An 11,297-nucleotide genomic window follows, 5' to 3' on the forward strand; every position below is an offset into this window, starting at 1 on the left:
CTGGTTTATGTGGATGGCTTGCCGGCCTCATCGCGAGCAAGCTCGCTCCCACAGGGGAACTGTGGTGTATGCAGCATTCATGGACACCGCCAAATCCTGTGGGAGCAGCTCCCACAATGGATTTTGGGTGTACGCAATATCTAGGGTCACCACCAAACCCTGTGGGAGCGAGCTTGCTCGCGATAGCGGCGGGTCTGTCTGTTGCGGTAAGCCCTGGCCAAAAAAAAACGGCACCTTTCGGTGCCGTTCGTTTTCACATCCGGGGCTTTACTTGCGTGCCGCCTCCCACGATTTCAACAGCTCGGTGTAGCTCACGGTTTCGCCTTTAGGCTTTTCGTTCGCCAGTTTCGGCTTCGGTGCGCCCGGTTGGTCGAACCAGTATTGCGCGTCGCGCTCAGGGTTCATCTTAGGTGCACAGGTGGCTTGGGCCTTGGAGCGTTCCAGACGCGTCATGATCGCGTCCTGGTCCTTGGCCAACCCGTCGAGAGCCTGCTGTGGCGTCTTCTCGCCGCTGGCCGCTTCGGCAATGTGGCTCCACCACAGTTGTGCCAGTCGTGGGTAGTCCGGCACGTTGGTCCCGGTCGGGGTCCATTGCACGCGGGCCGGGCTGCGGTAGAACTCCACCAGGCCACCGAGTTTCGGCGCCAGGTCGGTCATCGCCTGGGAGTTGATGTCCGACTCACGAATCGGCGTCAGGCCAACGATGGTCTTCTTCAGCGACACGGTCTTGGACGTCACGAACTGCGCATAGAGCCAGGCCGCGAGTTTCTGCTTCTCAGGCGTGGACTTCATGAACGTCCAGGAACCCACGTCCTGATACCCCAGCTTCATGCCCTCTTCCCAATACGGCCCACGTGGCGAAGGCGCCATGCGCCATTTCGGCGTGCCATCGGCGTTCACCACCGGCAGGCCCGGCTTGGTCATGTCGGCGGTGAAAGCGGTGTACCAGAAAATCTGCTGGGCGATGTTGCCTTGGGACGGCACCGGACCGGATTCGGAGAAGGTCATGCCCGCCGCTTCCGGCGGCGCGTACTTCTTCATCCAGTCCACATATTTGGTGGTGGCGAACACGGCCGCGGGACCGTTGGTATCGCCGCCACGGGTCACGCTGGAGCCGACCGGATGGCAGTCCTCCACGCGAATGCCCCACTCGTCCACCGGCAAACCGTTGGGCAGGCCTTTGTCACCACCGCCGGCCATGGAGAACCAGGCGTCGGTGAAGCGCCAGCCCAGGGACGGGTCTTTCTTGCCGTAGTCCATGTGGCCGTAGACGCGCTTGCCGTCGATCTCCTTGACGTCTTCGGAGAAGAACTTGGCGATGTCTTCATAGGCGGACCAGTTCACCGGTACACCCAGCTCGTAGCCATATTTTTCCTTGAACTTGGCCTTCAGCTCCGGGCGCTCGAACCAGTCGGCACGGAACCAGTACAAGTTGGCGAATTGCTGGTCGGGCAGTTGATAGATCTTGCCGTCCGGCGCAGTGGTGAAGGAAATGCCGATGAAGTCCTTGATGTCCAGGGTTGGCGAAGTGTAAGCCTTGCCTTCGTTGGCCATCAGGTCGGTGATCGATTCGGTCTTGCCGTAGCGAAAGTGCGTACCAATCAGGTCCGAATCGTTGACCCAGCCGTCATAGATGTTCTTGTCCGACTGCATCACCGTCTGCATCTTCTCCACCACGTCGCCTTCTTGCAGCAGGTCGTGGGTCAACTGGATCCCGGTGATTTCGGTGAAGGCCTTGGCCAGCACCTTGGACTCGTATTCGTGAGTGGTGAGGGTTTCCGACACCACGTTGATCTTCATGCCTCGAAACGGCTCGGATGCCTTGATGAACCATTTGAGTTCTTCAAGCTGCTGGGCGTCCGTCAAGGTCGACGGTTTGAATTCGCTGCCGATCCATTTTTTAGCGGCGTCTTCATAGGCGTCGGCCCAGGCCGCAGCACTCAGCCCGCTGAGTGCCAGCATGGCTGCCAATGAAACGCTATGTCGCAGCTTATTGTTTTTATTGAACATAGAGACCTCCTGTTTGGGTTTAAGAGCCTGTTCGTCGAACCTTCGACGTGGCCTGTACGGTTAATTCGAGTACTCCAATTAGCCACACAGGCCACTTAGCCCCACCGCATCACTGCCAACAGCCACACCCAAGACAACGCGAACGCTATCCAGATGCTCCAGTCGGTGGCGCCGATCACCAGCAAGTGCAGGTAAGCGCTACCGAGAAGACCGATAAACAACCGATCGCCACGGGTCGTGGTAATCGGCAGGAAACCACGCCGAGGGATGCTCGGCGAACGCAACTCCCAAGTGGTCATGCCTACCAGAAATAAGGCGATAACCCCGAAAAATATCGCCGTGGGGGCGGTCCAGTTCATCCATTCCATCATCGACTCCTCAGACCCGGCCCAGGGCGAAGCCCTTGGCCACGTGGTTGCGAACGAACCAGATCACCAGCATACCCGGCAGGATGGTCAACACCCCCGCCGCCGCCAGCACGCCCCAATCGATACCGGACGCCGACACCGTACGGGTCATGACCGCCGCGATCGGCTTGGCATTCACCGAGGTCAACGTCCGAGCCAGCAACAGCTCGACCCAGGAAAACATGAAGCAGAAAAATGCCGTGACCCCGATGCCTGAGCCGATCAACGGAATGAATATCTTGGTGAAGAACTTGGGGAAACTGTAGCCGTCAATGTAGGCGGTCTCGTCAATTTCTTTCGGCACCCCGGACATGAACCCTTCGAGGATCCATACCGCCAACGGCACGTTGAACAAGCAGTGGGCCAGGGCCACGGCAATATGGGTGTCGAACAGGCCGATGGACGAATACAGCTGGAAGAACGGCAACAGGAACACCGCCGGCGGGGCCATGCGGTTGGTCAGCAGCCAGAAGAACAGGTGCTTGTCCCCCAGGAACCGATAGCGGGAAAACGCATAGGCCGCCGGCAACGCGACGCCCAGGGAAATCACCGTGTTCAGGCTCACGTAGTACAGCGAGTTGAGGTAACCGGTGTACCAGCTCGGGTCGGTGAAGATCACCTTGTAGTTGTGGAAAGTGAAATCCTGCGGCCACAACGTCAGGCTACCCAGGATCTCGGTGTTGCTCTTGAACGACATGTTCAGCAGCCAGTAGATGGGCACCAGCAGGAACAGGATGTAGATCAACAGCGGAATCAGCTTTTTCTTGCTCATTGTGCGGGCCTCAACGGTTGGCGTCGGAGTGCGTCATGGCGGTGTAGAACAGCCAGGACACCAACAGAATGATCAGGAAGTACACCAGGGAAAACGCCGCCGCCGGGCCCAGGTCGAATTGGCCGATGGCCATCTGCGTCAAGGTCTGGCTGAGGAACGTGGTGGCGTTGCCCGGCCCGCCGCCGGTGAGCACGAACGGCTCGGTGTAGATCATGAAGCTGTCCATGAAGCGCAGCATCACGGCGATCAGCAGCACGCTTTTCATCTTCGGCAACTGGATGTGCCGGAACACTGCCCAGTTGGATGCCCGGTCGATCCGCGCCGCTTGATAGTAGACGTCGGGAATCGCTCGCAGCCCCGAATAGCACAGCAGCGCCACCAACGACGTCCAGTGCCAGACGTCCATCACCAGCACGGTGACCCAGGCGTCCATGGTGTTGGCCGCATAGTTGTAGTTGATGCCCAGGCCGTTGAGGGTAGACCCCAGCAAACCGATGTCGGTGCGGCCGAAGATCTGCCAGATGGTGCCCACCACGTTCCACGGGATCAGCAACGGAATCGCCAGGATGATCAGCACCAGGGACGACCATTTGCCCTTGGTCGGCATGGTCAGGGCGATGGCGATGCCCAAGGGAATTTCAATCAGCAACACGCACGCCGAGTAGATGAACTGGCGCAGCAGCGAGTCATGCAACCGTGGATCGAGCAGTACCTGCTTGTACCAGTCGGCGCCGACGAAGTAGCGGCTGGACTGGTCGAAGATATCCTGCACCGAATAGTTGACCACCGTCATCATCGGGATCACGGCACTGAAGGCCACCAGCAGGAACACCGGCAATACCAGCCACCACGCCTTGTTGTTCTGCACCTTGTTCATGGCTGCACCTCACTCAACGGTTCCAGCAAATACTCATCGGCATAGACCATCAGCCATTGGCCCGGAAAACTGATGTACGCCGTGCCTTCGGGCACGGGCTTGTCTTCGGCCAGGCGGACCTTCAGCGGTACGCCATCAAGGTTGAGGGTCAGGATCTTGTAGGTGCCCAGGTCTTCGACGTGGACCACGTCAGCCCGCATCGCGTCGTCATAAGGGCCATCCCAGACATGCACGAACTCGGGCCGGATGCCGACCTTCAGGCTTTTGCCTTCGGCTTCGGCGACCTGACGTTGCAAGGTTTCGGACAGGGGCAAGTGGGTCGAGGCGAAGCCGACGCCACCGGGCTGCGCCGTGACCTCGATCAGGTTCATCCCCGGGCTGCCGATGAAGTACCCGACAAACGTGTGGCTCGGGCGCTCGAACAAGTCCCGGGGCGTGCCGAACTGTACGATCTGGCCGCCGTACATCACCGCGATCTTGTCGGCGAACGTCGAGGCTTCCAACTGGTCGTGGGTGACATAGACCATGGTGATGTTGAACTGCTCGTGGATCTGCTTGAGCTTGCGCCGCAGTTTCCATTTCAGGTGCGGGTCGATCACCGTCAGCGGCTCGTCGAACAGGATCGCCGACACATCGTCGCGCACCAGCCCACGGCCCATGGAGACTTTCTGCTTCTCATCGGCGGTGAGGTTGCGGGCTTTTTTGTCCAGCAGGTTCTGCAGGTCCAGGACCTCGGCGATTTCCTGCACCTTGGTGTGGATCCGTGCTTCGGCCATGCCCTGGTTACGCAATGGGAACGCCAGGTTGTCGAACACCGTCATGGTGTCGTACACCACCGGGAACTGGAACACCTGGGCGATGTTGCGGCGCTCCGGACTCAGCTCGTTGACGACTTTGCTGTCGAACATCACCTGCCCTTCGGAGGGGCTGAGCAAGCCGGAGATGATGTTGAGCAACGTGGACTTGCCGCAGCCCGACGGCCCGAGCAGCGCGTAGGCACCGCCCTGCTCCCAGATGTGGTTCATCTCGCGGATCGCGTAATCCTCGGGGCCCGCCGGGGTGCTGGTGTAGCTGTGGGCGAGGTTCTGCAAACGAATTTCAGCCATCAGGCAACCCTCGCAATACGCAGGCCCGGGGCCTGGACCAGCTTGCCTTGGGCATCGAAGACAAACAGTTTATGGGTCGGAATGTAGATGCGGATCGGCGCGTCCACGTCGTACTCATGCACCCCTGGCAAGTGCAACACCAGCAGGAAATGCTCGTTGCGCACGTGCAGGAACGTCTCCGAGCCGCTGATTTCCGCCACTTCGACGGTCACGGCCAGTTCGAGGTCGTCGTCGTTGCTCGGCACCAGGGAAATATGGCTGGGGCGCACGCCGAAACGGAACTCGCCCTCGCCCACCGGGCGCAGGTCGACGTTCAGCGGGAAGTGGACGAAATTGGCGAAGCTCACTTCATTGCCGGCGATGCGACCCGGCATGAGGTTGATGGGAGGTTCGGAAAACAATTCGGCGGCCAGCACGGTTTGCGGCTGGTGATAGACGGAAGACGACTTGCCGCTCTGAATCACCCGGCCCTCATGCAGGATCGTCGTGGTGCCACCCAGGGCCAGCGCTTCGTTAGGCTCGGTGGTGGCGTAGACGGCGATGGTGTGGCGGGCCTGGAACAGCTCGCGCATCTCCTGGCGCAGTTCTTCACGCAGCTTGTAGTCCAGGTTCACCAGGGGCTCATCGAACAGGATCAGCTCGGCGTCCTTGACCAGCGCCCGGGCCATGGCCGTGCGCTGCTGCTGGCCGCCGGACAACTCCAGTGGATAGCGCTTGAGGAATTTTTCGATCCGCAACATTTTTGCGGTTTCCAGGACCTTGCCCTGGATAATCTCTTCGGACACACCGGCCTGGCGCAGCGGCGAGGCAATGTTTTCGAAAACAGTCATGGTCGGGTAGTTGATGAACTGCTGGTAAACCATCGACACGTTGCGCAACCGCACCGGGCGGTGGGTGACGTCGACGCCGTTCATCAGGACGCGACCGCTGTCGGGCTTGTCCAGCCCGGCCATCAGGCGCATGAGGCTGGTCTTGCCGGACAGCGTACGGCCCAACAGGACGTTGAAGGATCCAGGTTCGAAACTCAGATTGGCATCGTCGATCCAGGTCTGGCCTTCGACGGTGCGACAGATGTGCTCAAGCTTTAATGACATGGCTCGGCCTTTTTATTATTTGGAGTCAAGCGACCCGAATACAAAAGCGAAAGCCGTGCCAGAAATCTCAAGCTATTGAATTGGTTGATATTTATCTTTAATCATTGAAAAAATACGTTCGTTGGTGAACACAAGTGAACAATCAGGAATGAACAATTGAACAACGACTGGGTTGACAATGAACAATTTTGAACAACACTGAAAGAATGTTTTCGGCTAGCCTGGCCATGCCCTTTGTGGGAGCGAGCTTGCTCGCGATAGCGGTGTGCCAGTCACATCGATGCTGCTGATCCACCGCTTTCGCGAGCAAGCCCGCTCCCACAGGTTCTGTGTATGAAGTGGTATTCAGGCCTGCCCCAGCACAAGGACTCTGTGCGAGACTTGCCACAACAATAAAAACAGCACCTGCGAGAGTGCCCCCATGGCCGCACCTGCTCCTGCCTTGTCCCACGAGGCCATCATCCAGGCCTCCTGGTCCCGTTGCCGCGCCTTTGGCCTGAATCACCAGAGCGCGCCGGCCTTCGATCAGTTGCCCGCCCAAGGCATCGCCCAGCTACTGGAAAGCCAGCATTCGCTGGTGCAGACCACTCACCAGGAAGTCTTGCCCTATTACGAGAACATCCTGAGCAACTCCAATTGCCTGATCATGCTGGCCGACAACCAGGGTCAAGTGCTGACCTCCTGGGGCACCCAGCGCTTCATCGAGCCGAAACTGGCCCATGGCTTCAGCGCCGGGGCGAGCTGGAGGGAGCGCTGCACCGGCACCAACGCCATCGGCACCGCGCTGGCCTGCGAACAGGCGGTGCACATCGAGCACGATGAACACTTCCTCAAGGCCAACCGCTTCATGACCGGCTCCGCCGCGCCGATCTTCGATGCCGAGCGCAAGGTCATAGCCGTGCTGGATGTCTCCAGCGACAGCTACCTGCCACCCTCCCACACCCTGGGCATGGTCAAGATGATGAGCCAGACCGTAGAGAACCGGCTAATCCTCAACCTGTTTCGCGGTGAACACTTCCAACTGACCTTCAACACCGGCTTGAACAACCTCGACAGCCAGTGGGCCGGGCTGTTGATATTCGATGAGAGCGGCCAAGTGCTTTCCGCCAACCGCCGGGCCGACAACTTGCTGGGCCTGAGCCTGTCACGGGTCAGTATCGAAAGCCTGTTCAAGGTGTCACTGCTGGAACTGCTGAACCAACCCGACGGCTTGCCGTTCGCCCTGCAAGCCAGCGGCAGCAATCGGTTCCAGTGCTTGCTCAGGCGCCCGAGCCAGGTGTCGATCAGGGCCCGCGTCTTCACCGAAACGACGCCTGCACCGGCCCCGGCCCCGGCCAGCAACGCCATCAGCCTCAACACCCTGCACTTTGGTGACAGCCGCGTCGAAAAAGCTGTGCGCCAGGCCGAACGCTTGTTGGAGAAGGACATTCCGCTGCTGATCCATGGCGAGACCGGCGTCGGCAAGGAAGTGTTCGTCAAAGCCCTGCACCAGGCCAGCTCACGCTGCAAGCAACCGTTCATTGCCGTCAACTGCGCCGCGATCCCCGCCGAGCTGGTGGAGTCGGAACTGTTCGGTTACGAAAAAGGCGCCTTCACGGGCGCCAATCAAAAGGGCAGTATCGGCCTGATTCGCAAGGCTGACCGCGGCACGCTGTTCCTCGACGAGATCGGCGACATGCCCCTGCCGACCCAAGCCCGGCTGCTGCGGGTCTTGCAGGAGCGTTGCGTGCAACCGGTGGGCAGTGCCGAGCTGTTCCCGGTGGACATCCGCATCATCTCCGCCACCAACCGCTCGTTGCGCGAACAGGTGCAACTGGGGCGGTTTCGCGAAGACTTGTACTACCGCATCGGCGGCCTGACCCTGGAGCTGCCGCCCCTGCGCGAACGCAGCGACAAGCAGGCCCTGTTCAAACGCCTGTGGGAACACCACCGCGAACAGACCCAGTGGGCCGGCCTGAGCCGCGAGGTACTGGACTTGTTCGAGCGCCACCCCTGGCCGGGCAACCTGCGCCAAGTCAGCAGCGTGCTGCAAGTGGCCTTGGCGATGGCAGAGGAACAGCCGATCCGTCCGGAGCACCTGCCCGACGATTTTTTTGTCGACCTGGAAATGGAGCCGGTGGACACACCGGAACCGCTGGCGGTGGACTTGAACGATGCCGAAGACCTGAACCGCCAGTTGCAAGCGGTGGGCGGGAACATTTCGCACCTGGCACGACGACTGGGGGTTAGCCGCAACACCCTGTACAAACGCCTGCGACAACTGGAAAACTGATACAAACCCTGCCCCATAGCCGATTGCGTGAACATCCGCGAAACCTGTGGGAGCGAGCTTGCTCGCGATAGCGTCCGTTCAGCCAATGATGAAGTGACTGACACGACGCCATCGCGAGCAAGCTCGCTCCCACAGGAAGTTCGCTTCACTGACTGGCACCGCTGCAAAGAGGTGCCAGTCAGTTGGAACACCGGGTCAGTCGAACGCACCATTGAGCACTTCATAGATGATGCCAGTGGCGATCGCCACCAGGATCAGGTCCGTGCCAACCTGCTGCCATTCATAGCCGTCATAGCGCGGTAACCGCCCCAACAGGCGTCCGTCGAGCTTCTTGGCAATACCGGGGGGCAATGGCTTGCCACGAGCCAGGTTTTTCTGGATACCCGGCGGCAAGGGAGGGCCAGGGCTCCAATAATCGCGATAACCGCCAATCACACCCAGAATGCCGCTGCGGTCAATGCTCGGGCCGTGACTCCAATCACCGCCGGGGTTGCCCTTGCCGCCCTGGTTGCCTTTATTGCCGGGATTCCCCTGCCCACCCTTGTTGCCCTGCCCTCCTTTGCCTCCTTGCCCATGACCCTGGCCTTGATCGAATTGTGCGTTGCCCTTGCCGTTGCCTGGGTCCGCCACGACAGCCTCGGAACCCGCCACCAAGGCAAGACAGGTTAAAGCTGCAATCAACGAGCGTGATGTGGACATGCTAATGCTCTCGATAAAGGGGATATCCCCTGTCAATGTAGACGATCAACACGGTCGTAGGTTCGTGCAGCCATAACTCCGATACAAGGCTCACGCCCCCGAGACGACATTCAATTTTTTACCAATGCTCGGAGCCTACTGGCTTTCAAGAATATTCTTACTTGGATTGAAGATTGGTATTTAGGCAATCTCCCACACTTTTTGCAGACTTCTAACATTGTCACGATACCGTGACAAAAACCTTGCGCCAGCCCGGCCCGGCAAGCTTGACAGTCAAACTTTCGAATGGAACTATCAGGCCGACTTCAAGCAACCGCTTCATCATGGATGGCAATAAAAACAACAAGGAGATCACGCTTATGCCACCTCTCGATGCCCACTGCCTATCACCTCTGAATACTCTTATCGCTCCTGCACAGGCGTGTCGTTGTTCTCGCCTGCAAGTGTCGCCGCCCTGATGAATCATCGATTCAATTGAAACAACAGGACGTTAATGCAAGGGATCGCCGATGCCTCTTTTTCATCATTTCTTTGAAAACAATGCCCGCCGTACGCCTGGCAAATCAGCGCTGGTGATCGATGGTGTCCACACGCGATATGACGTTTTAGAGAAACGCGCCACATCGATCGCCGCCTTGTTGATCAAATGCGGCGTCAAGCGCGGCGACCGTGTGGCCCTGTACTCGCGGATCAGCGCGGACTTGATCGCGGCCTTTCTGGGCGTCTTGAAAATCGGCGCGATCACTGCCGCGACGCACCCCACCTACAGCCGCGGCAAACTGCTCTATCAACTGGAGCACACCGATGCCCGGGTATTGCTCACGGATCGCTACGAGGATCCAGGGGCGCTGGCCTCGGCGGCGAACCTGGAAACAATCCTCGTGTTCGGTGCACCCCAGGACCTCCCGGCAGACGCACCCAGCCTTGTGAAAGCCTTGGAAACACTGACGCCGGACGACCTGGAAAAACCGCTTCCCGCTGTCGATGAACACCTGCCGACCTCGATCTTCTACACCTCGGGATCCACGTTCAACCCCAAGGGCGTGGTGGTCAACCACTCCATCATGATCGCGGCCGCGACCAGCGTCATCGATTACCTGGGCAATACCGCCAGCGATGTCATCCTCAGTTATTCGACCCTGGCTTCCGATTACGGCGTCTACAACATCATGATGCCGTTGTTCTTTGGCGGCACCGCCGTGATCGAAAGCCAACCCGCGAACTGTGCCGACGACGTGCTCGAAGTGATCAGCCGGGAACAGGTGACCGGCCTGCATGTCTTCCCACCGGTATTTTTCCTGCTGGCAAGCATGGGCGAGCATTGGCAACGGCAACTACCCTCGCTTCGTTATATATCCAGCAGTGGGCAACCGCTTTATCCGCGGCACATTCAACAAATAAGACAGGCACTTCCCAACGTCGATATCTTTTCCAACTACGGTCTTACCGAATGCAAGCGCGTCAGTTATCTGCCCCCGGCCGATATTGCACAGTATCCCGGCTCGGTAGGCAAACCGCTTAAAGGCGTGCATGCCGTGATCGTCAACGAACATGACGATCCGATTACAGAGCCGGAAGTGGTTGGTGAACTTCTGGTGAGCAGCGACTATTTGATGCTGGAATATTGGAAGATGCCTGAAGAGACAGCCAGGGCATTCAAATGCAACTGTTTTGGCCGGGACAGGTATTACCGTACCGGCGACTTCTTCCGCAGGGATGCACAAGGTTATCTGTATTACGTCTGCCGGAAAGACGACCTGTTTGCGCGCAATCTCTGGAAAGTGAACCCGCGGGAAATCGAACAATGCCTGGCGTCCCACCCCGCGGTCGCCCAGGTCGTGGTGGTCCCCGTCGCCGACGAGTCCGCCGGGTTCGTCCCCAAGGCCTGCGTCGTACTGGAGGCCGATTGCCGGGACACGACAGAGCAGGCGCTGCTGGAGCACTGCCAGGCCTCACTGGACTGGCACATGGTGCCGACCCAGTGCGTATTCATGGATACGTTGCCAAAAACGGACTCGGGAAAGATCACCGCCAAAGGATTGATCTGATATCAGGGAGCG

At 59.1% G+C, this 11,297-nt stretch carries 10 protein-coding genes; 2 read left to right on the top strand and 8 right to left on the bottom strand.

Features of this window, described 5'->3' with window-relative positions:
* Positions 1 to 267: 267 nt before the first annotated feature.
* From ACMTA2_RS22140 to ACMTA2_RS22165, 6 genes are all read right to left on the bottom strand, one after another.
* On the bottom strand, positions 268 to 2,010 hold the full coding sequence (locus ACMTA2_RS22140) for an ABC transporter substrate-binding protein (RefSeq protein WP_413791777.1): 1,743 nt from the start codon (positions 2,008 to 2,010) through the stop codon (positions 268 to 270).
* Positions 2,011 to 2,105: 95 nt separating this feature from the next.
* Positions 2,106 to 2,378 (bottom strand): DUF2160 domain-containing protein, encoded by a 273-nt coding sequence (locus tag ACMTA2_RS22145; RefSeq protein ID WP_413791778.1) that lies wholly within the window; start codon positions 2,376 to 2,378, stop codon positions 2,106 to 2,108.
* A 10-nt stretch (positions 2,379 to 2,388) separates the two neighbouring features.
* A complete protein-coding gene (locus ACMTA2_RS22150) occupies positions 2,389 to 3,189 on the bottom strand; it encodes a carbohydrate ABC transporter permease (RefSeq protein ID WP_413791779.1) in 801 nt (266 codons plus the stop codon).
* A 10-nt stretch (positions 3,190 to 3,199) separates the two neighbouring features.
* Complete coding sequence (locus tag ACMTA2_RS22155; RefSeq protein WP_413791780.1) at positions 3,200 to 4,066, bottom strand: carbohydrate ABC transporter permease; 867 nt, start codon at positions 4,064 to 4,066, stop codon at positions 3,200 to 3,202.
* The gene (locus ACMTA2_RS22160) at positions 4,063 to 5,172 is read right to left on the bottom strand and encodes an ABC transporter ATP-binding protein (RefSeq protein ID WP_413791781.1); all 1,110 of its coding nucleotides are present in this window, start codon (positions 5,170 to 5,172) and stop codon (positions 4,063 to 4,065) included. Before ACMTA2_RS22160 ends, ACMTA2_RS22155 begins: the two co-directional genes overlap by 4 nt.
* Positions 5,172 to 6,266 carry an ABC transporter ATP-binding protein gene (locus tag ACMTA2_RS22165; protein ID WP_413791782.1) on the bottom strand — a complete coding sequence of 365 codons (1,095 nt, stop codon included), beginning with the start codon at positions 6,264 to 6,266 and terminating at the stop codon, positions 5,172 to 5,174. Before ACMTA2_RS22165 ends, ACMTA2_RS22160 begins: the two co-directional genes overlap by 1 nt.
* Before the next feature lie 421 nt (positions 6,267 to 6,687).
* Between ACMTA2_RS22165 and ACMTA2_RS22170 the strand changes: the two genes are divergently transcribed.
* Positions 6,688 to 8,538, top strand: coding sequence for a sigma-54-dependent Fis family transcriptional regulator (locus ACMTA2_RS22170; protein ID WP_413791783.1), 1,851 nt, complete (start codon positions 6,688 to 6,690; stop codon positions 8,536 to 8,538).
* Positions 8,539 to 8,733: 195 nt separating this feature from the next.
* Here ACMTA2_RS22170 and ACMTA2_RS22175 read toward each other — a convergent pair whose 3' ends face one another.
* Together ACMTA2_RS22175 and ACMTA2_RS22180 are read right to left on the bottom strand one after the other, a co-directional pair.
* Complete coding sequence (locus ACMTA2_RS22175) at positions 8,734 to 9,237, bottom strand: anti-virulence regulator CigR family protein (RefSeq protein ID WP_413791784.1); 504 nt, start codon at positions 9,235 to 9,237, stop codon at positions 8,734 to 8,736.
* Positions 9,238 to 9,457: 220 nt separating this feature from the next.
* On the bottom strand, positions 9,458 to 9,592 hold the full coding sequence (locus ACMTA2_RS22180; RefSeq protein ID WP_413791785.1) for a hypothetical protein: 135 nt from the start codon (positions 9,590 to 9,592) through the stop codon (positions 9,458 to 9,460).
* Positions 9,593 to 9,746: 154 nt separating this feature from the next.
* On the opposite strand from ACMTA2_RS22180, the gene ACMTA2_RS22185 reads away from it, so the two are divergent.
* Positions 9,747 to 11,285, top strand: a complete 1,539-nt coding sequence (locus ACMTA2_RS22185; RefSeq protein ID WP_413791786.1) for a class I adenylate-forming enzyme family protein — start codon at positions 9,747 to 9,749, stop codon at positions 11,283 to 11,285.
* Positions 11,286 to 11,297 lie beyond the last annotated feature (12 nt).

The sequence above is a fragment of the Pseudomonas medicaginis genome (genome assembly GCF_965119365.1).
Taxonomy (GTDB): Bacteria; Pseudomonadota; Gammaproteobacteria; order Pseudomonadales; family Pseudomonadaceae; genus Aquipseudomonas.